Origin of the sequence: Marinifilum sp. RC60d5, from assembly GCF_052400665.1 — a bacterium.
Taxonomy (GTDB): Bacteria; Bacteroidota; Bacteroidia; order Bacteroidales; family Marinifilaceae; genus JBQTGK01.
This window is the reverse complement of record NZ_JBQTGK010000009.1, coordinates 99,663-121,723: the sequence shown is the minus strand read 5'-3', so window position 1 is coordinate 121,723 and position 22,061 is coordinate 99,663. Positions and strand designations below refer to the sequence as shown.

18 protein-coding genes are annotated in these 22,061 nt (G+C 33.2%); 1 reads left to right on the top strand and 17 read right to left on the bottom strand.

Features of this window, described 5'->3' with window-relative positions; all coding sequences use genetic code 11:
• Window positions 1-108: 108 nt before the first annotated feature.
• From ACT3CE_RS15800 to ACT3CE_RS15780, 5 genes are all read right to left on the bottom strand, one after another.
• Complete coding sequence (locus ACT3CE_RS15800) at window positions 109-1,119, bottom strand: PD-(D/E)XK nuclease family protein (RefSeq protein ID WP_444710738.1); 1,011 nt, start codon at window positions 1,117-1,119, stop codon at window positions 109-111.
• Between the two features lie 113 nt (window positions 1,120-1,232).
• Window positions 1,233-2,273 carry a PDDEXK nuclease domain-containing protein gene (locus ACT3CE_RS15795; protein ID WP_444710737.1) on the bottom strand — a complete coding sequence of 347 codons (1,041 nt, stop codon included), beginning with the start codon at window positions 2,271-2,273 and terminating at the stop codon, window positions 1,233-1,235.
• Window positions 2,274-3,223: 950 nt separating this feature from the next.
• On the bottom strand, window positions 3,224-3,445 hold the full coding sequence (locus tag ACT3CE_RS15790) for a hypothetical protein (protein ID WP_444710736.1): 222 nt from the start codon (window positions 3,443-3,445) through the stop codon (window positions 3,224-3,226).
• Window positions 3,446-3,727: 282 nt separating this feature from the next.
• Entirely contained in the window at window positions 3,728-4,654 is a 927-nt protein-coding gene (locus ACT3CE_RS15785) for a hypothetical protein (protein ID WP_444710735.1), read from the bottom strand.
• Entirely contained in the window at window positions 4,626-5,972 is a 1,347-nt protein-coding gene (locus tag ACT3CE_RS15780) for a hypothetical protein (protein WP_444710734.1), read from the bottom strand. The genes ACT3CE_RS15785 and ACT3CE_RS15780 overlap by 29 nt, the downstream gene beginning before the upstream one ends.
• An 862-nt stretch (window positions 5,973-6,834) precedes the next feature.
• Between ACT3CE_RS15780 and ACT3CE_RS15775 the strand changes: the two genes are divergently transcribed.
• Complete coding sequence (locus ACT3CE_RS15775; RefSeq protein ID WP_444710733.1) at window positions 6,835-8,361, top strand: IS1182 family transposase; 1,527 nt, start codon at window positions 6,835-6,837, stop codon at window positions 8,359-8,361.
• A gap of 197 nt (window positions 8,362-8,558) precedes the next feature.
• Here the strand turns inward: ACT3CE_RS15775 and ACT3CE_RS15770 are convergent, their stop codons facing one another.
• The 12 genes from ACT3CE_RS15770 to ACT3CE_RS15715 form a co-directional block, all read right to left on the bottom strand.
• On the bottom strand, window positions 8,559-9,701 hold the full coding sequence (locus tag ACT3CE_RS15770; protein WP_444710732.1) for a carboxypeptidase-like regulatory domain-containing protein: 1,143 nt from the start codon (window positions 9,699-9,701) through the stop codon (window positions 8,559-8,561).
• Window positions 9,702-9,951: 250 nt separating this feature from the next.
• A complete protein-coding gene (locus ACT3CE_RS15765) occupies window positions 9,952-10,467 on the bottom strand; it encodes a TIR domain-containing protein (protein WP_444710731.1) in 516 nt (171 codons plus the stop codon).
• Between the two features lie 3 nt (window positions 10,468-10,470).
• Window positions 10,471-11,292, bottom strand: a complete 822-nt coding sequence (locus tag ACT3CE_RS15760; protein WP_444710730.1) for a macro domain-containing protein — start codon at window positions 11,290-11,292, stop codon at window positions 10,471-10,473.
• Between the two features lie 279 nt (window positions 11,293-11,571).
• A complete protein-coding gene (locus ACT3CE_RS15755) occupies window positions 11,572-12,276 on the bottom strand; it encodes a DUF4019 domain-containing protein (RefSeq protein ID WP_444710729.1) in 705 nt (234 codons plus the stop codon).
• A gap of 245 nt (window positions 12,277-12,521) precedes the next feature.
• Entirely contained in the window at window positions 12,522-14,222 is a 1,701-nt protein-coding gene (locus ACT3CE_RS15750) for a hypothetical protein (RefSeq protein WP_444710728.1), read from the bottom strand.
• A 24-nt stretch (window positions 14,223-14,246) separates the two neighbouring features.
• Window positions 14,247-14,909, bottom strand: coding sequence for a hypothetical protein (locus tag ACT3CE_RS15745; protein ID WP_444710727.1), 663 nt, complete (start codon window positions 14,907-14,909; stop codon window positions 14,247-14,249).
• 984 nt (window positions 14,910-15,893) lie between these two features.
• A complete protein-coding gene (locus ACT3CE_RS15740; RefSeq protein WP_444710726.1) occupies window positions 15,894-17,258 on the bottom strand; it encodes a phospholipase D-like domain-containing protein in 1,365 nt (454 codons plus the stop codon).
• 2 nt (window positions 17,259-17,260) lie between these two features.
• Window positions 17,261-18,319 (bottom strand): WD40 repeat domain-containing protein, encoded by a 1,059-nt coding sequence (locus ACT3CE_RS15735; protein WP_444710725.1) that lies wholly within the window; start codon window positions 18,317-18,319, stop codon window positions 17,261-17,263.
• 2 nt (window positions 18,320-18,321) lie between these two features.
• Window positions 18,322-19,053, bottom strand: a complete 732-nt coding sequence (locus ACT3CE_RS15730; RefSeq protein WP_444710724.1) for a hypothetical protein — start codon at window positions 19,051-19,053, stop codon at window positions 18,322-18,324.
• A gap of 927 nt (window positions 19,054-19,980) precedes the next feature.
• Entirely contained in the window at window positions 19,981-20,640 is a 660-nt protein-coding gene (locus tag ACT3CE_RS15725) for a hypothetical protein (RefSeq protein WP_444710723.1), read from the bottom strand.
• Between the two features lie 306 nt (window positions 20,641-20,946).
• On the bottom strand, window positions 20,947-21,153 hold the full coding sequence (locus tag ACT3CE_RS15720; protein ID WP_444710722.1) for a GDCCVxC domain-containing (seleno)protein: 207 nt from the start codon (window positions 21,151-21,153) through the stop codon (window positions 20,947-20,949).
• 12 nt (window positions 21,154-21,165) lie between these two features.
• On the bottom strand, window positions 21,166-22,056 hold the full coding sequence (locus tag ACT3CE_RS15715; RefSeq protein ID WP_444710721.1) for a cation diffusion facilitator family transporter: 891 nt from the start codon (window positions 22,054-22,056) through the stop codon (window positions 21,166-21,168).
• Window positions 22,057-22,061 lie beyond the last annotated feature (5 nt).

The following is a 22,061-nucleotide window of genomic DNA, read 5'->3' as shown; positions in this document are numbered from 1 at the left end:
AATTTTTTTCTTGAGCTAGAAAAAGGCTCCGAAAAAATCAGAATAACTTTACTTACACACTTTATGGGATACTACTAATTTTAATCGGTTGTGCAACGGTTACTTTTGTTAGGCATTGTTATTCCAATTAATATTTCCTTTCGTTTTATCTATAAATTCTTCTATTTTATTAAAAGAGGATAAAAACCATTCTTCTATTTCAGATTCAGAATCTTCATTATTAAGAAAATCACCTAATGGTTGTGCTAAATACATAAGAGTACCATCATCCAAAATATCATATTCAAATTCATCTTGTTTTGCTACTTCAATTTTGAAATTATCATGGTTTTCATTTTTAGCTTCAATATAAATTTGAGTAACTAAAGTTCCATTTAATTCAACTCCATATAATATTTCTGACCAGCCATTTCCTTTTACAGCAGGTTCTGATAATACACACATTCTTTCATGGTCTACTATCTGCTTTTTAAAATTACTATTTGATCTATAGTCTGATATATTACCGAATTTCTTTTCGAATTCATCTTTAACATTATCAATTGTTTGGTCTATTAAACTTACTACATTTAATAGATTCTCCATTGTCACAAGGTCTATACTTTTTATTGTCATATCTCTACTCATCTTATTATCGATTAGGAAATCTATAAATAACTTTGTCAATATATTCTCAGAATTATTTTTAAAAAAACAGGCAACATCGTGCCATTTATATTGGATAAAATCATGACTCTCTATATATTTTGGGTCAGATCTCTCAGTACAATATGCAAGTTTTGTTCTAAGCCCACCATTATTTAATCCTTTAAGAACCTTTGAATACCTTTCTAATTGAAATTCGCCTTCTTTAGATTTTACTTTATTCTCAATAAAACAAATTTCATTTTCTCCTGTAATCACTACATCAATTATACAATCTTTATCTCCTTCTAATTTATACCTCTTCTGAGATTCAACAATGAATTCTTTAGATTCAAGTCCGAGAAATTTATTACAAAACAAATCTCTTAGCTCACAATCATTTTCTAAAACTCCAACCAATAATTCTGTTGTATAATCTTCTAATGGTGTTCTTTCTGTATTACTTTGAATTAATCTTAATAATCGACTAAACATCTTATCTATGATTTTTTAATAATGCCTAACGGCTGGGCTATGAATAGTGGCGGTTTCCGGGCTTCATTTCTGTCAGCCAATACGATTGTTTGTGCGGGCAACAAAACTCTCAATTATGAACTTCTCCCGCCATTATTTATAGCTTTTGTTAGCATTTGTTTTAATTCTTTTGAAGTTGGAACTTTCCCTTTAAATTCCTCCGGTAATCTATGTGTCAATTTATATTCTGAAACTCCAATTGGTTTATTACTTGTTCTCAAAGCATACTCAACTTCCAGATTATCTTTTATAGGGCATAGTATTATTCCAATCGAAGGGTTGTCATCTTCTTGTTTTTCCTGTTCGTCTAGAAGTTCAAGATAGAAGTTCATTTTGCCAGCAAATTCTGGCTCAAATTCAACAGTTTTTAATTCAATGGCAATTAAGCATTTTAATATCCGGTGATAAAATAACAAGTCAATAAAATACTCCTTTTGATTAAGTTTTAACCTGTATTGATTTCCAATAAAACTAAATCCGTAACCGAGTTCTAAAAGTAGGTCTCTGATATTTTCAATAAGTCTATTTTCTAATTCTTTCTCTAAAACAGGTTTTGTGATTCCTAGAAAGTCAAGATTGTATTCGCTTTTCAGGGCTTCGTTCGCTTGTTCTGACAGATGTATAGGAAGAGCTTTTTTGAAATTAGTCAGCTTTTTGTTTGTTAACTGATGTTGATAAGCATTTGCTTTAATTTGATTAAGTAAAACAGCTCGACTCCATCCTAATTGGTCAGTAGCTTGTAAATAATATTTTCGTTCCGTATTGTCTTTTAATTGCTGAATAATAAGCATATTCTGTCCCCATGGAATTTTCATTGCTATTTCTAAAAGTTCAGGCTCATTTTTGTATTCCAGGTAAAACTGTCTCATTCGCCATAAATTTTGAGGCGAATAGCCTTTCACTCCATCTATTTGTTTATTAATGTCTTTCGACAGAGTGTCAACAATAGATTGTCCCCAGTGGTTTTTATCCTGATTTTCAACAATTATTTTCCCAATTTCAAAATTTTGACCAATATGAAATTTATTCAGAGACTTAAAAGCCTGATACCTTGCTGAATTAATCGTGTCGATTATTTTTTCGAAAAAGCTGTTATATGCTGATAATTTGTTCATGCTCAAATTTATTCAAAATCTCTCACAGTTGTGATAGATATTTATAAAATTCATTTCTCTCACAGCTGCAGTAGAATTAGAATCTTGTCGTTTTAAATAAATGCTAACTATTCAGTAACCCTACCCATACTATCGATACATTTCCTTTAGGAAGAGTTGCTGTTTGTTTTTGTTATAAATATAATAACTATTTTATGTGGCATAACTATAGCGAAACTATTTTTTTTATGAAAACTTTAGTGTGTTACTATTGTAGCATACCTCCCTTTGTATTGTTATCTAATGAGCTAGTTAATCTACACGATTTCTAATGTAGGTTTTATTATGAGGTATGCTTCGGAGCCTCAGCTAAAGTAAGGTGGTGAAATGGAATGGTGGTGGTTTTAAATTGCAGATTGGAAATTCTAGACTTTTGCTAGCTTGTGTTTTTACTTTTGCAAAGTAAAGCACGAGCTAAAAGCTCGCGCTATCGGGGGCTTAAACTTCGAATTGGGCAGGCTTTCCGTATCTAAAAATAGATGTTCAGTTATACAGGCTACTATTTGCGTTACCTGCAATTGTGTTTCCGTTGGTGAAAATAGGGCTTCCGCGACACAAACTTGCTCTTCCGTATGTCACGGAACAAGAAACCTCTGTCACGGAAGGCATAACTGCTGTCACGGAAAGCAAAAACCCCTGTCACGGAAGGGGTACCTCATGTCACGGAAGGGGTACCTCGTGTCACGGAAGTTGACTTCTCCTAAAATAACTTGACAGATTATTACTGTTTTTTGGATTGTAGTATTTTATTTTTATCCAGTAACGATTTTACAAAGATATTAAAATCTTATTCCTGTTTTCATTTTCAGGAGATAAACTTACTTCTTATTGGATATTGCAGTTTGAGGTTACCTCCTGAAACTGTACTCTTTAAAAAATATAATTACTGAATTTTAATTCTATATTTATTCTTATTCCTTGTTTATCATTACAGGGTTTTTAGGCTCTAGTGATTTTTTATTCAATGGTAATGGTTTCTGTTTCCAATGCTTTTTAAGACTACCTGTCATCTTATGTGCTTGACTTGGAAACATCATATCTATACTTCTGTGAGGTCTTTGATTGTTGTATTTGTTAATGGCTGTTTTTACTGCCTCTAGAGCTGTGACTTCTCCTAAAATAACTTCATTCAATCAAACTTTCAAATTAAATCAAAGGAACGCGATACAATCGCGCACCAGCAATGGGCGATTTCTGTCCGTCAGTCCAGAGGTTTGCAGTCTGGCTGCCTTCATGCGACACTTCACAATGTTACACTTGCCACTTGCTAACGGCTCGTATAAGAATATGTAGCCGACAGCGTGGTGATTTCGTATCAAGTTACAAGAAAGTTGGAGCGGGCTACAATTCCTAAAATCACTACTGTCTCGGCTATTATTTTTATATCTTGTTATACACCGAAAACACTACGCATTTTATTCACATTTAAAATAACCTGAACGTATTTCTGGATCACCATATTTACCAGGCAAACTATCCGTTGCAATTAAATATCTACCAATTAGGGGGATGTCAGATTCTATAAAAGGATTACGATTAAATTCCAACTTATAATAAGGGTAATAATAAGTTTTCTCCTCCTCTATATCGCTATAATCACAGGAGGTTATTTTAACTGTTCTTGTTCTTTCATTAGGAAGCTTGATATAAACAAGGCTACTTACCATATCGTTAGAAACTCCAATGGTAAAATTAAGTATGGGATTAAGGGTATCCTTCTCTACAGTGCAAGACTCATAATAAACCTTAGCTAAACCATCAATTAAATTAGGTTTAATCGAATAAGATTGAACTAAACCTGGATTTAATACTTGTTCTGAGGGGGTATCAAAAATTCTTGTTTTAAAATCCACTTTTACCAAAGTATCAGAATTTAACCAGCCAAAACTAAAAGGGAGCTTGATTTTAAAAATGCCTTCCACCTTATTTTCCTCGACAAGAAACTTCTCTGTTGAAACATCTTTTTCCACGAGCCTTCCTCTTTTTTGAAAGGAGCCATTAAAAATCTTTTTCATAGCCTTTCTTTCAATATCTCCTTTTAGAAACTTTCCATCTAGAAAGTACATTTTCAAGATCGCTTTCTGACTGTTGGGTTGCTGATAAATATATTCCCATCTATAATCTTCTTTATTTCCAAACTTAGGTAAGGGTAACGTTTTTACAATCTCAACACAAAGTAAATTCCCAGTGCGAAATCCAACTGAAGTAATATTAATTTCATCTGATTCCTTAGAATTAGAAACCTCAATGCTGTCATATTTCTGAGAAAAAGCACTACTACTAAGAACTAATAAAACTAAACTCAAAGCTATTTTATATATCATCACAATCTCCTTCTTCATTTTTAATCTTTTTTTGTAATGCTTTAATTGCAGTCTCGTCTTGCGTATTTACAAAAGCACTTGTTTTCTCTAAACCCCTACAGGCCATAGCATTGTACTCTGCATCAGAATGTCTTCCTCTGTCGAACCATTGTAAAAGTTGAGTTAAATCTTCTACATACTCTTTTGTCATAAATTCGTGCTGTGCCGTTCCAACCCTTTTCTTATTTTGATATTCATCCCATAAGCCAGGATGACTCTCATTAAGAATACTCCCTTTATTGTTACTTTCTGCTAACCAACGATAAATTTCGGCATGAATAAGCTCATGAGCAATAACTGTTGCTAACTTCAATGGAGATTGGTTCAATATATCTTTGTTAATTCTAATCAAGATAGTATTATGGTAAGGATTCTTAGGACTATCTTCGTTATATGTTCTCCCAGCTACATTAGAAGGGAGGTCGTCGTATACGCCGTCGCCGTCAATCTCAATTCTTAAATCAAGTTTACTATTGGTTGGAACATATTCTTTTATCAAATTTTTCATAAAACTAGTTTCTAACATCAATCTATCGTAGACACAACCAGTTTTTTCATTTTTAAATTCTGGAGTTGGTAAAATTTCTGGTATGGGGTCTGGAGTAGTAATTGGATTTCCTGTACCACCAGTATAAGGGTCAGAACCACTAGGCCGACCACCACCTCCTGAATTACCAAAAGCATCTATTCCTTCACTACTAGGACCTGTAAAGTGATATATGCATTCACAATGAGTATTAACCCACTTTCCATCGATAAGTACATCTGTATAATAGCACGTCATTATCCCTGCTTTTGTTCTATTTTTAGAATCTTCGGGAAGTCTAACTCTAAAGTCTTTAGCTGTAATAGAACCAAACATGCGTTGTTCATAATAGGCAAACAAATGCGAAAGTTCATATTCCGATTGAATAGAAGAAATAAAATCAGTATCGTTAAGTAATAATTTCGATTCTATTTTTTCCTCATGGTACGATAAAACAAGAATTCCTACTAAATCGTTGTTGGATTTATAAACAACAGGAACATACAAATACATTTTTTGTTCATATTTAAATGAATCGCCATAGTCCCATTTAGGATATCCATACAACTGGATAAAGTTGTTTGAGAATTGTATGACAGAATCTGAATATTGCAGATAATTAATAGCGTATTCCTTAAAATTGTCGTTAGAATAAGTATGTTCAAAAAAATCAGGATTTATTTTTTCTGGAGATTTTAAATTTTCGTCTTGTTCTTTACTACAAGACAAAATCAACAGTAAGGCTGCTGCAAAATAAATAATCGCTTTCATTAAGTGTAATTTTATAAGCTTTGATTTTTTGGTGTATAACGGTCTTGTATAAGAATAGTTGCGGGTTTGTATACGAGGATTTTCCGAAGGAAAATCAGACGTTACAAACACGCAACGACCTTTGTTTTAGCACTGAACCGCAATTATTTTTATACGGTGTTGCCATTTCGTTGTTTTCTTTTCGGATTCAATTTATTCGACTAAATTCCGTTTTCTACCTTTTCGCGTTTGATTAAATTCAGTCAGCGTTTTATTCCGCAAACATTTTCAATTCCGATTGAGTGAGAAATTCCGCAATTTGCTAAATTCCGCATTTAGTTCAGTTTTTTTAAATTCTGCAAACTTTCTGAAATTTCATTGTAATTTTTCATTCAGCGTTATTTTTTTTTCTATCACGAATTGTAAGAACCATCGCTAAAATCAAAAATACACTTGCAGCAATTCTTAACCAAAAACCTGAATTCATTTCATCAGAGGTGAAAATAAAATTCAAGATTATTAATATACAACTCACGATTATTAAAATTAAAGGTAAATTATTTTTTTTCATTATTTCGATTTTTTCAATTTGAGTGCGTTTCGCCAATGAATGGCAACGGTCTTGCTAAGTTTCATGGGCGATTTCAAAGAATTTACTTTTCAAACCGCGCGAAAGCAAGCCGCATAAATTTGTTTATATTTCTCAGCAAACCAATTTAATTGGCTTGCTGGTGTTTCTTAATTGAACTAACTCTCAGGTGACTCGCCAGCGCCCATGAAATTTAGCTTTTGTGCTTGTTGCACAACTCTTAATAACTTGTTTATAAATCTAACAATAATATCTTTACTTTTCAATAATAAAGGCATAACTTGTAAACAAAACATGCAAGGGAAGAAGCTTTATCAAGAGAAGTTATTTTCAAGCTTTCAACTCTCACATCGGGTTCCTGAAAATAATTTCTACCGCAGGTTAAAAGAGGTTTTAGATTTATCCTTTTTATATAAACAAACGGATACTTACTACGGTAAATGTGGACAGAAAAGTATCGATCCAGTCGTTTTCTATAAGCTCTGTTTGGTTGGTTATTTGGAAAATATCATCAGCGATAGAAAGCTGATGGAGCATTGCTCTATGCGGCTTGACATCTTATTTTTCTTAGGTTTCGATATTGACGAACAGCTACCCTGGCACAGTACACTAAGTCGAACTCGTCAGTTATTTCCAGAGGATTTATTTGAGCAGGTTTTTACTCATGTTTTAAGTATGTGTGTAGAAAAAGGAATTGTTAGCGGTCACACTCAGGCGATCGATTCTGCTCCAATTAAAGCCAATGCAAGTATGGATAGTTTGGAGCTGAAAGTTCCTGAAGAACAATTGGAAGCCTACCTTCAAAAAGCTCGTTACCAAAGTCGGGAAGATCGTAAACCTAAAAAGAATAAAGCCCCAGAAAAACAACAAACAATTACGGCAAGTAAGCGAGAATTACAGGAGATAGAAAGTCGCAATCGAAATTGGAAAAAGAATCAGGATCAACGACCTGGAGCAAGCAATAAAGGAGCCAAGTATACCAGTAATAAAACCCATTACAGTCCCACCGATCCCGATGCACGAATAAGTGTAAAGCCAGGGAAAGCAAGGAAACTTAACTATCTAAACAATATCAGTGTTGATACTGCCCATCATGTAATCACTGATGTAAAAGCCTATCATGCCGACAAAAAAGACAGTCAATACTTGCAGGATACCACAAAGCGTTTGAAACAAAGACTAAAAGAACAAGGCTTATTGTGGACTACTCTTTTGGCTGATGCAGGTTACAGTAGTGGAGAAAACTACGCGTTTTTGGAAAAAGAAAACATTATAAGCTACATTCCACAGCATGGAACTTACAAAGGTGGTCCGGCAGGATTTATCTTTTGTAAAGAAGAAAACTACTGGCTTTGCCCACAAGGAAAGAAAGTTACTTTTCGCAAACGAAAAATGATGAAAAACTCTTTGCAAGATCATTACCTAACCAAAAGAAGTGATTGTAAAAATTGTCCGACTAAACAAAAATGCATTGGTAAAGGTTTTGAGAAAAAAATTGCCATTACTGTGTATAAAGATCAATATGAACGCAATAATAAAAGGGTTAGAAGTAAGCTTGGAAAAATAATGAAAGGCAAGCGACAATCTACTGTCGAACCTGTTTTCGGAACCTTAACCCAGTTTATGGGACTAAGAAAAATCAACACCATTGGAATTGCTCAGGCCAATAAAGTGATGCATATGTCAGCTACTGCTTATAATCTTAAAAAGATGTTGAAGTTTATGAGTAAAACAGCTGAAACAATGACCAATCAGGCGATTAGTCATTTCGCTATTTTAAAAAGCATATTTGGCTCGTTTAGCTTCCCTCTAAGAACTTAATAATTTAAAACTCATATCATCATCATTTAAAAAATGAAGCCTTAAAAATCTGTCAAATAACAAATATTTAAGGCTCTTATCGTAATATCAGAAATTTTAATCGGTTGTGCAACGGTTACTTTTGTTAGCAACTTGCGTTATCATTTAATCTTCCCGTAAAATATTCAATAATTATGATCAGCGGCAATCTATAATGGTTACTCAATACTCCTTTTAAATTCAAGGGCATCATCCGACTCTATAACGTAGCTCTTAATTTTATCATTAGATTTTGAGAGAGTTTTACCCTTAGAGTTTTTCAGAATATCAGAAATGGACTGATATGTACTGTCGGGAGTTGACTGCTTTTCTTGACTGTTTTTACTGAAAAAATTGAATATTGAGTGATTTTTGGCTATAGTTCCATCATCAAACATAATATCCATTTCATGTGTAATTATGGCATAATTCACAGAGTAGTAATGCTCCTGTTCTACATATGATATTTTCGCATTATAACCTGTTCTTCTTTGCTTTATGTCGTTGTTAATTAAGAAATTATCTTCTTTACTAACGAGGGAATAATCAAAGTATAAATAGCTTTTTGTAACATTGTCAATGAACATATAGCCTTTTACCTGTGTTTTTCCGGTGTCAACTTCTTTCGGTTTAAAGCTTATTTTTATTATTTCTTTATTATTACTAAAGAATCTTCCTTCATATGTAAATGTGTAAGAGTTTTTTAAAAGAATAAAATGTTTATAAGACACACACATTGTTTTTAATAATGCATTCTCTGATATAAAATGTCTTGATGTGTCAGATAAGTACAATTCGTGTTTCAGAACTTCAGTTTCAATTTTTGATGGTCTATTCTTATTAAATCCTTTAATATTGACATTTATATCTGCTTTAAAAATCCCTTGGTATTTTCCATTTGAGAGAAATGTTTGTCCATATACTCCGTATAATTTAATATTTCTGTTGTAATTAGTCTTAATTTTTTTTGTAGCTTCTTTTACTATATTTTCAGGATCAATAGGTGAAATTGTAATATTATCAAGTTGGTAAGATACTGGAGATAGTAGAACAGTTTTTCGTTCTTTTATTTCATCTATAGTACATGATTTCGATTTATATCCTAAACATCTAACCAAAAGTGTATCAAGTTTATTTTGTGGTAGTTCTAAATTGAAAAAACCATCTGTATTAGTTATAGTTCCAATCGTTTCATTAATACTAATACTTGCGTAAGGTATGGGTTTGCCATTTTCTGCTAAAACGCAACCGCTTATCATTTCTTGGCTTAAAAGATTAAGTGATATAAGTGTGAAAGTGTAGAATACTAATAGTGTTTTCATTAAAAAATAATTGAAAAAATCTCTATTTAATATGTTAAGATTTTAATTAATAATGTCCTGACTGCTTGTGTGTCGGATTTTCGCTTGTTGCTAACGCTAAATTGTATGAGTAGTGGCAGATTGCGTGGTACTTACCTGTCAAACCGCAATGCAGTTTGAGCGGGCTACAAACCTTGATATTTGCCACTTTACCTGACATTACTTATACAAAATGTTAGGCAAAGTTGTTCTATCCTCTTATAAAATCAATTTATTCATCAAGAGCATTTTTCACCGTTTGATAATCCCAGTAACAAGTCCCGTTTTCATAATAGCACATGGCCTTATGTAATCCAACATTCTTAATTATTTCAGGACACTTATTTTTATTTACAGATGCTGCATTATATAAAACTACTATTTTCAAATCATCCCGAATAGCTTTTGCGCACTCATATTCTATATAACTTCGATAATCTACATTTTTCCCTCGCGAGCACGCTTTTGTCCAACTATTATAACACGAACAATATTGACAGCTGCCATTCCTTACAGTCTTTGTATTCGACCCAACAATTAGAACAAATGTCTTTGATGAATCAAGTCTGTTCGCAAGTGATGATTTGATACTACAATTTAAGCTACTATCTCTTGCTTGAGTCAAATCGTGAGCATCTGTAAATGTTAAGCTCCAATATTTACTTTTCTTCCATTTATGAAGTTGTTCAATTGCATCGTTATCACCATCCCATTCTGCTGCTAAGTATGTTTTTGTCCTGTATGCCATATCTTAATCCTTTTTTAATTTATAAAAATTGATTTTGTCTTTTTTTGATTCATGTATTATAATAGACACTTTTGAGGGATAAGTAAATTTAATTCTACTTACTTTAAATGACCAAATCAAAAGCTCAAGTAATTCCTGTTCAGTTACGGAATCAAATCCTTTAAAACGAGTTATTCCAGAACCAAGAAGCGGAATTGAAATAGAACGACCAGCATAAATTATATCAATTTCATTCCAAAAATTTATAAGAAAACTTATATAGTCATTGATGTATAGATATGCTCTATTATCATTATCAAATTTTGAAAAAGCCGTCAGAATGTATTCTTCATGCAAAAAAACAGTTCCAAGACTATATCTCTTATTTTTACCATGAAGTCTATTGTTTTCACCAATTACCTTATCTTTCAAATGTTCATCTTCATTTAATAAATTATCAAGTACATTAACATCACTAATTTTTGAGTTAATATATTTGCCATTAAGGGTATTCTCTGATATTATTCTATTGTCAACCTGCGTGTCAAAGTACTCATTAAATGCAATCACTTTAAGTCCATCTTCTTCGAAAATATCGCCAGTTTTAATAATTATTGTTGAATTATTAATGTTTAGCTTAGTTTTGTCTTGTTTGTTGGCATTTAACCACATGATTATATAAATAATCAACAGCAACAATACCAATCCAATCCCTACATATATTTTTAAACAATTTGGAATAGTTATTACAATTAGAGCAAATGAACAAAGTAAACCAACAACTGATAATACTTCTAAATAATTTTTAAAGAGTTTTCTATCAAATGGTTTTACTTTAAATTTCATAATATATCTTTTTTTGGTACCTAATCATGCTTGCAGGTTTGTTTCTTTCAATTTTGCCTAACGGTTAGTATAAGAAACGTAAGTGATTTCGAAGCACTTACCTATCAATTTACACTGAGCCAAATTTGCGATTAGACACAAATTTAATGTTTTAAAAGCAACCGTCAAATCGCAGATTTGGCGGAGCTGAATAAATGCTCCAAAGCTCCGTAAACCACTGAGCCACTTATGTTTTTTATACATTGTTGGCGTTTCGTTGTTTATCGTTCCTATCTTAAATTAATTTGGTAATCTATTTGTATATCCAGCAATTTTTAACTCTCCATCTTCCAATTGAAAAGTAATCTGCTCCATCATATTTTTGTCTTTCTCAAATGTCAAGTTTACTACATAAAAATCCTTCTTCTCTGAGTTTGGCATTTTATTATAGTATTGTTTGCTATGATATACTCTGTCTCCACCAATCGTATTAATTTTCTTTCTATCTGTTATTGTCGCAAAAAAATCCTCCTTAGTTGTCATATTTTGCATTAGTGAACCCGAATTGCTCCAAAATTCATCAAACTCTCCATTGTCAAGTTGCTCAAGACTTTGTTCCGTAAGTTTTACTGCCTTATCAAAAATCTCCCTGTCTTGTACTTGTCTCTCAACCTGCTCATCTACCGTCTTTTCGAAGAAATCAGTAATCTTGTCTTTTTGTGATAAAACCTCATTACTCAAGATTAGTCGGAATGAAACCTGCTTATCACTTTCACGAATGAAATACTGCCAGGTGATATTTTTTAAATCATTCTGGGTAAAGTCAGGGAACTCTTGTTGTAAAAAAACTGGGAACATATAATTCAAAATATCAACTCCAAGTCTTTCGTTTTCCTCCTGTCTTTCAAATTGGTCTAAGGTTTTAAGAATGATAATCTCCTTATTATTTACAGAGCAACTTGATATTATCAATCCGATTATAAAAAATACTGTTAGTCTTTTCATATTTAATTGTCTTGTTTTCTAATCCGTTTAATATTGTGCAGTCGGTTCTCGCAATGAACGCCAACGGTAAATTGTATGGTGCGTAGGGCATTAGAAAGCACTTTCCTGTCAAGCCGCTAAGTAGCCGAAGCGCAGGTTTGACACCTGCAAAATTAGACACCCCGTCGAAGCTGCGCTTCGGCGGGGTTGAAGAAAGCGCAAAAGTTTCAAATACAGCAATTCTGCCCTATGCATTATACAAAATGTTAGGGGGCGTAATTGCTTACTTTTCTTTCAAGTTCTTCAAATAATCCGTTAAAATATTCATTGTGTTGCACTATAAACCTTTTTGTATTAGTCATTTTTTCAAACATGTCCTGCGGTTTAGGAGCATAGTTTTCTTGAATTTGTGTTTCTTGCGAAGTATTAAGTAAAACATACAATAATTGCTCCTCAATACTTTTAAAACCATTATTTTCTGATGATTGATTTAGAATCATTGTGTATGTCTTGAAATATTTTTCTAGTCTAATTTTTATTACGCTAGAATTTCCACTCAACAAGACAGTATATTTGTCATTTATTCTCCTTAAAAAAGTATTCAAAATTTCTGCCCTTAGTTTCTCACTCTTATAAACTGAATATGAAAGCATATCGCAAATAAAAAAGGAATACAAGTCGATTTCAAATTTGCTTACCTTACCGTAATCTTTCGCATTTGCTTTAAAAGATGTCAAGAAATTAGAGTAAGTCTGCGCACCGATTTTAAAAGCAATATCGATAATCTCATTTGGCAAATAACTTCTATTGTTTTTTACTGCGTTTGCTTTTAATGGTTGATTATTTGATTTCTGTACATTATTTCTTTTGTTTATTTCTTGCTCTTGGATAATTTGTATGTTGTTTTCAATTTTGGTTTTATTACCATCGGGCAGTGCTATGCAAAAAGAGTTTCGTATTTGTTTTAATAAATCAGGCAAACCATCTATAGAGCCGCGAGACGTCTCAATCTTGTAAAGAACTTCTTGAAGAGTTTTATAGAAATCCGAAATGAGGTCTTGTTTTTTTGAGTTAGCAATAGTTTTTATAGTATCACCAGTTAGAACGTCTTTAAAAAAATGAGATGCTTTCTCTACATTTATGGTTTCCTGAAATCTAGTGGCCTCCCCTTTTTCATTAAAATGACATGCTTCTATTTCTGAATAAGTCTCCGTGATGGATGATAGGGATTGAATTAATTTGAAGCATTCTTGAAGCGATTCTTCATCTGTCTGGTTACTTGTTTTATGTGTTTTATTTACAGGCTTTAAAGTGTCCTTTTCATTTTTTGTTTTATTTCTTAGTTGTGAAATTATACCAGTAAGTAGCCCAACGCATATAATTAAAACATAAATAAGCAATATAGTCTTACCCCATAAGTAGCATAAAGCCACTCCTAAAAGCAGGATTGAAATTTTTGTAATATTACCTGTAATTATTTCTTTTATTTTTCTATTTTCTTCATTGCGTTTGTTTTTATCACGATTATTCTGTTCTCGATTATGAATTATCTTGATGTTATCCTCAATTTCTTTTTTGGTTAAATCCTCATTAGGGAGAGCCTTTGCAAAGGAACTTCTTATTTGCTTTAATAGTCCTTCAATTTCAGGTGTAAACCCAAAGCTTAGTTTCTCTAGTTCAATGTATATATCTTGAAGAGTTTTATAAAAACTAGAAATTAGTTTCTTATTCTCTGAATGGGCAATTTTCTTAATTTTTCCTCCAATTAAAACTTCATTAAGTAATTCACTTACCGCAATACTATCAATTCCTGTTCTAATCGGAGTCATATGTCCTCTGCCATCTGATGTTTCACTTATGTGTCCACCTGAAGATTGTTTGTTATTTTCTATTAGTGATTTAAGTGAATCTATCAAATCATAACAGTAGTTAATATCATTTGTATTTGATGTTGATGTTGTTGTCATATTATAAGTCTTTTATGCTTATGATTAGCGATTTAGGTCATGCTCACAAAGAGAAACAAAACTATGTAAGTGTTCTCTCATATAAAGTGTCTTAGCGGAAAAATATGTCACACCCAACAAAAAGCATCCTATAAAATAATTGGTTAAATCATGTTCTTTATTAATTACTTTAGTTATTTCGGTAACATTCGAATTATTATCACTTATTAAATATGCTCCTTCAACACCGTTCCAATTTGGATGAGTATACTCACAAAGAGAATCATAATATTTTCTAATACCATTAATCTCTTTATCTAGCTTGTCAATATAGTTTAGAATATTAGTGGATTTATACTCTTCACAATATCGAGTGCCAAGTATTATTTTAGTTATATCTTCATCAAAACCATTTGTCAACTGATTATTACTTATTGATTTATCAAACGAAACAAATACTTTATTTGTAATTGCAAGGTTTTCTATAATCGCACGGATTAGCGGTATAGCTGGTATTATATGATTCCCTTCTAGTAAAATAATAACTGATTCACTAAAATCAATCATTCTTTTGCTTATTACTTCAATAAATAATTGAACCTTCAATGGTAATTTGTCAATACTAGAAAGAGCAAAATGGTCAATCTTATCTAATGAATTGTTTTTTAAATCTTCTAGAATTGTTTTTATAGCATTAATATCTCTCATCGTTGTTAATATTTATTGCCAAGCAGTTCGTTTTATGCCCCCTAACGGTAAATTGTATGAGTAGTGGCAGATTGCGTGATAGTTTCCTGTCAAACCGCTATACAGTTTGAGCGGGCTACAAACCTTAATATTTAGCACATTGCCTGCCATTACTTATACAAAATGTTACAAGCCGTTTGTGTGTCCTGCGATGAATCAGGGCACTTTCAAATATAATGAATCTTTCTGTTAACCAGAAAGTAAGTTCTTTGAAATTGATTCATCATAACTTTAAATGAGATGAGAGGAATTTATCATGCTGTCAATATTGTCCTAATGCAATTTTGACACGGCTGGCATGATATTTTGGTCTCTCGGAAACGCTTTGCTGGAAGTGTTTTCAATCCATCCTGCGGTGCTTCCCTTTCAAGGGGTTGGTACTGAACAGCACGGGAAAAGGCTGAAAACCCACTTATTAGTGGGAAATCTGTCAGGAATGGGTATAGGAGCTGAACGAAAGTGAACCGCTCGAAGAGGCTTCGATAATAACGTATGCGATACTGAGAACCAATGGTCGGACGGTACATTGGGATAAGTGCAGAGATTACCAGTTTATTGGCTGCATCGGTATCCGGAGTAAAGACGGCAGGAACTATACCTTGGCTCATTTAAGGAACAGGAGAACCTATCTGCTGGTGTTAAGAGAGAATGGCGAAAACCTTCGGGCAAGCCAGAGAGTATCAATACAGTGGAATAGGGGCGGACTAACCCGTAGTAGCAACTTGTGTCAAGTAAAGGCTTTGTAATTATTGCCATAGCGAAGGGGTTGGCGCAGTCGAGCATATTTGCCAACTTGAAAGAGGATGAGCTAACTTACATGCGAAACCTGAGATGGTTTCATGACTGCGAGGAGCCGTGTGAAGGGAGACTTTCACGCACGGTTCTGTGAGAGGTTTAGGGGTGAAATTCCCCTTTACCTACTCGACTTCCTTGTTATTCAAAGCTTTAAACTTCTATCTCAAGTTTCAATTCTTCAAATTCTCTCTGTAATTTTTCTTTTATACTATTAAAATACTCATCCCAATTTTCGATGTCAATAATTGTCTTGAATGTTTCACTTTCTTTAATTGAGATAATATCTGTTTCAAGAATTTTTATTTGTCTACGTAATTTAGCAATAGCAGCTTTCAATAAATCTTTTTCTAAAACTGTTTCTGATTTTGCTTTGAAGAAATTACCCTTTTCAAGTTCTTCAAGTATCTGTGAAACTTTCTTTATATCATTCGAATCATAAGCCTGCTTTAATTCAATGAAAATCTTTTGAGCTGTTTCCTTAAACTCATCACTAACTTTGTCGGGATGGCATAAAACAGTTGCTTTTCTAAATTTCTTTTTCAGTTCTAATTTTTGCTCATCTGTTAATTCATAGATTTCCTTTTCCTTTTCCGTGTTAACCTCTTCGCGATATTGTTTTTCGTCATTTTCAGCCTCTTCATATTTTGTTTTGTCAGATTTATACTTCTGTTTACGCAGTTTTAAAATACCGAGGATAATATCACCCAGTTCAATTGTATGTTGATGTTGAAATTCTGACAGCAATTTTTCAAGTTCTATCTTTTCATTGTCATATCCGTTAAGTTGGTTTTCTAAATTCTTAATTTCAAGTTTCAGAGCTGCAATTTCAGGGTCTGTCCAAATAGAAAGTTGTTGATTTTTTGAAATGAAGTTTTGAATTTTTGCTATTGCCGATGCAAATTCTTCTTTTTCAACATTGTCTATAATTTCAAGTAAATCAGAGTTAAATTCGTATTCTCTTAATTTGTAGGTTTCCTTGTCCAATTCTTCAATATCTTCAAGTAGTATATAGTTTTTTAGAATTTCTAATCGTTTAATAATTTTGTTTAACGGGAAAGTAATTTCTTCTTTTGCAGCATCGGGATAATATAGTTTACGGATATTATCGAATTCAGCAATAAACTGTTTTGCTAAGATTGTGTCGCTACTGGTAATAATTACATTCTCAAAATTGTTTTCAGCCTTGTAGCTCCAATTATATGAACCTGAAATTACAGTGCAATAATCAATAACGCAGAATTTGTTATGCATTAATTCTGTATCTCCATTACCAATCTTGAAGACCTTTGATTTACCAGTAGCCAATTGGTCAAAATCAATGTATGAATTAAGGTTGATATTATCGTTAGAAATAATAAGAGAAACGGTGCAACCGTTTCTTGCTTTATTTACTAATTCATTGAAAATATTTTTATTGGTAAACCAAGCAACCGCAATAAATACAGATTTCTGTGCCTTGCTAATTTCCTGTTGAATTCGTTCTGCTATATTTTCAAATACTGCTTCTGTTTGCATATTTATTTCCATTTATGAATACTACCATCAACACTTGCAGTATAAATTGCTTTATTAGTTTTATCAAAGAGAACTGAGTAAATCCAATTTGTTGCTTCCCTTTTAATTGAATGGTGATAAGGAAATACTTTTGAATGTTCATTATATTCACAAATCAATTGAAATGATTTTGTGTCAAATACTTTTGATATTCCGTTGTAACAGTTAGCGACTAAATAGTTTCCATCATCTGAAAAAACTAAATCGTTAATCCATTCCTCATTTTCTATTGTCAAGAGACAATCTTGTTTATCAATGTCCCATATTTTTATTGTGTTGTCACAAGAACCACTTGCAAGAATATTTTTTGAACTATTAAATGTAATAGCTTCTACCCAATGTTTGTGTCCATCGAATTGACCTAATTGAGCCTTGCTTTTTATATCCCATATTTTTATTTTTTCATCTTTTCCACAACTAATAACAGTCTCATTGTTTGGTAAAAAAAGTACATCGTTAACACCAAAATTGTGTGCTAGTATTTTTTTAGTTTCTTTTAGTTTCTTTGGTTCCCAAATTTTTATTGTATCATCCCAACTACAAGTTGCAATACTCCTATTATTAGGGCTGACAACAATATTCTTAATTATCAATTCGTGAGCTTGAACTACTTCTCTACTGATACAATCCTCATCAAACGTAACCCGAAATAATTTTCCAGACCTGCCAGCACAAAGAAGCTTCTCATTCCAAACAGCAATTGATGTCAGCCAATTATTTTCTATCTGCTCTTTAAAAAAACAATCACCATTTGATAAGTCGTAAAGGCTAATAAATCCATCTTCACCAGCGGAAACCAAACAAGATTTGTTGTTTAAAATGTTATCAGCGATAATAATTTGTCTGACTGCCATTTTATGTCCATCAACTTTCCATATTTGTTCACCTTTGAAGTCTCCGCTAAATTGGAATTTGCTTTCTGCCAGTAATTTATTAGTAACAGAAATAGAATTACTCACTCTAACTAAGCCAGTCGAGCCAATAGGTATTAATGAAGAATTATTTTCATTCTTATTTTTCATATTCAATGAGAAAGTAAAAAGCGGTAAAATGTATTTGTAAGATTAAAAATGAATTCAATTTCAGAGTGTTTTACTTTGTCGTGATGCTTTACATAGTTATTCTGATATTTACTAAAAATATCTATTAGTCGCAAAAAGGTGTTGCTTATCTCTGATGAAATACCTTTATCTTTTTGATATTTACCCAAAAACGGAGCTTGATTCTCTAAAGTCTTTTCGTTCCCAAGAATAGCTCGCAAAAAACATTCAACTGACAATCTTAGGTCATCTAAAATATGTCTTTCATTATTGCCGCTATTAAAATCCTTCAAAGCTCTATTGTATAACTTGTAAGCTTCTGGAAATGCTTTAAGTCCATTGAGTGTATCGGTAATTAATTTTTCATCTATTTCTTTCGATGCAACTGCTTTTGCATATATAGCTTTTCTAATGTCAACTTTTCCGCCACCAATTATTGTTCTAATATCCTTTACTTCATCAGGAGATGTGTCTTCTATTGGTTTTAAGAAAGTTTCAAATAAATGGTGCTTAATGTCATCAGGATAAGAAAGTAAAATGTCCTTAAAGTAATCTTTTTTTGTCGTGCTTTTTACTTCGTTTCGTCTTTTTTCAATGTAATCATTATAGTCAAGCAAGTCAGGGTCAACTTGTTGAACTGTCTTTATAAATTGTGAACCTGTATAACCGTCAAGGAATTTATAAAGTCTTCTATATGCAGCAATCCAATCTATCATATTATTGTATGTTGTGTCTTTTTTTTTTAATGGCTTGTAACGGTGGCTGGAAGAAGCGTAAGTAATTTGTGAACAAAACTCAAAACTTCTAGCGAGCCAAATATTTGTTTCTGCATTAAACTTAATAAATTTTTTGAAGCAAATGTTTGGCGGAACCTAATATTTTAACATTCCTTAAAATTAAACACCTAAACTTATGCTTTTTGCCAGCGTGTTACAGCCAGTTATTAATCCCCGATCGAACTTCAACATAAAAAATTTAATGAGCTAGAACAAAAACTTTTATGGGATGCTGAGGCCTTCGTATGCAAATCAGCTTCCGAAAAAAAGCCCGATATGAGTGTTACAAACCAAAAATTTGCATTCTTTTAGCTCAAAATGCTACACAATAAGCGCCTTGCTCCATTATATGCACCTTGCCGCGTTTGTAAATCAGCTCGCTAGGCCGATTAAAATAATCTACTCATTTTTTTTACGTGTCAATTCCCAATCAATTCGAAACTATAATTCCATAAAGTTTTTGGGCTTATACAAATTAGGCTTTAGCCAACTAATTGGCTGTAACGGTTGGTGTATGAAGCGTTGGGCATTTCGAAGCACTTCACTGTCAAACCGCTGATATGTTTATTAAATGTAACGCCCTTGAAATTAGCACTATCCGCCCAATGATTTATACACTTTGTTAGCAACTGGGCGTTCATTTTTCGTCCTGACAGTCAGCGTTTTAAGTCTATTTATTAGTCTTTATTATAGCACAGACTTTTCAACGAAGCACAAATTTATTTTGTTTTTTTGTGGGAGGGCAACCCTAAAACCGCCCTTAAAGGCGGTTACTTGGGCTGGCTTTGTAAGCTCTTTGGCAAGCTTTGGTCGTGCGTTGGCTCGTGGGGCTTGCCAATGTGCTTACAAATAGGGAGGGCAATTCCACTATCCTCTTATGGTTTTGCCCAATGCTTCTAATAGTTGTGGATTGTCCTCTAAACCAATCTTTGCTACGGCATAGAACTCACTCATCCAATCATCTATCTTTGCAAATGCTGCATCTTTGCCTTTGGTTGCATCTTGTGATTCCCCTTTTTCTTTCAGGTAAACTGCTCTTGCCGTTTCTAATTCAGAAATCAATGTGTTTGCCGCTGTCAAGTCGTCAACGGAGATTTTTAAACGGGATAATTTACCTTGAACCGCTGTATCGGCTGATGCCACGGAATAAAATTTCTTTGCAGCTTCTAACCATTTGATATAAGTCCGTGGCATTGTTCCAGAAATTGCCAATTTGTCGGCGGTTAATGAATCGTTACGAAATACAACTTTTGCTTTCTTGCGGTGAATGTTGAATGTATCCTCCAATTGTTCCTTTTTACTTGAAAAATCGGCGTAAGCGGCAGATGTTTCATCGTCTTCGGTTTTGTTTGCATCGTATGCTGTTCGGGTTTTTGTTAGCAACGCTTTACCTTCTGCGATAACTGCCGAATCGAAGCCTAAATCTGCCATGATTGCTGAAATTTCAGGTTGGGTTTCTGCATTTTCCAAAGCTACCCGGTACAATTCCAATGTTGCTGAGTCTGTAAGTTTTGTTCGTGATGCCATAATTTAATTTTTAAAGGTTTATAATTAATTACTTTTGGTTTTTTCGCTTTTACAATTCTGTTTTTCAGTTTTACAATTGCGTTTTCCCCACTCACATTTTCTCTTTTCGGATTTGGAATTGTATTTTTCGTACGTACTGCAATATTTTCCTTCCCTGCCAGTCTATTTTTCCTTTCTACTATTGCATTTTCCAAACTTACACCTGCTATTTTTCAACTTGATTTTGTGTTTGTAAAACTAAATGTTAAATATAACGAAAATACTTTTTGTTAGAACTCAGTTGTACTTCCATTTTGTTAAAAAAAATCAGCAGCAACTTTCATTCTTTTGAATGGAAGGGCATTTTGCCGAACCATACGAACAATACACACAGCAATCTCCCTGTTTTGGTTTCAGAATGGTATGGCAATTTTCACATTTATAAAAGAATTGGCAAGAATCCATGGGCATGGTTTCTTCCTTTCGAAAACCACAATTTGGACAGGTTATTATTGATTGGGTTTGAAGATTCATTTTGATAAAATTTTAACAATCGGTTTTGCACTCTTTTTCAATCTTCTCGTTTTCGATTTGAAAAGTGGTATGCCCTATGCCAAATTCATTTTTAAGAGCTTCCTGCAATTCAGAAATAAATTCATCGCTAAATCCTTTTGGCATTATCAGATGGGCAGTTAATGCAACCTGGGTTGTACTCATTGCCCAAACGTGCAAATCATGAATATCTTCAACCCCGTTTTGAGATGAAAGAAAGTCACGTACTTTTTCAAGCTTTATGTGTTTTGGTACAGCATCCAATGCCAAATCAATGGAATCGGTAAACAAACGCCATGTTCCCCAAAGAATTACCAAAATAATAATGAAACTCATTATCGGGTCAATCCATTGGATTCCGGTGATGTTAATCAATAACCCGGCAACAACTACTCCGAGGGAAACTCCGGCATCGGCAGCCATATGAAGAAAAGCTCCTTTGATGTTCAGGTCGTCTTTTTGCCCTTTCATAAATAACAAGGCTGTGATGGTGTTGATTACCACACCTATTCCGGCTACAATCATTACCTGTGTTCCTGCCACGGGTTCAGGATTTTTAAATTTACCAATGGCATCCCACCCAATAGCGATAACCGCCCCAAACAGTAAAAGTGCATTCAGGATTGATACCAGAATAGTTGTTTTTCGCAAGCCATAGGTGTATTTCCCTTTTGGTTTTATGGAGGCAAGCCAAATAGCAGCCCATGCAAAAACCAAACTTAAAACATCACTGGCATTATGCCCGGCATCGGCTAATAATGCTGATGAGTTGGCAATTAAACCATAAAATATTTCAACGGCGACAAAGACGATGTTTAATCCAATACCAATTGCAAATGCTTTGCCGTGACCTTTTTGAGTAGTATGTTCATGCGAGTGTGCCATAATGT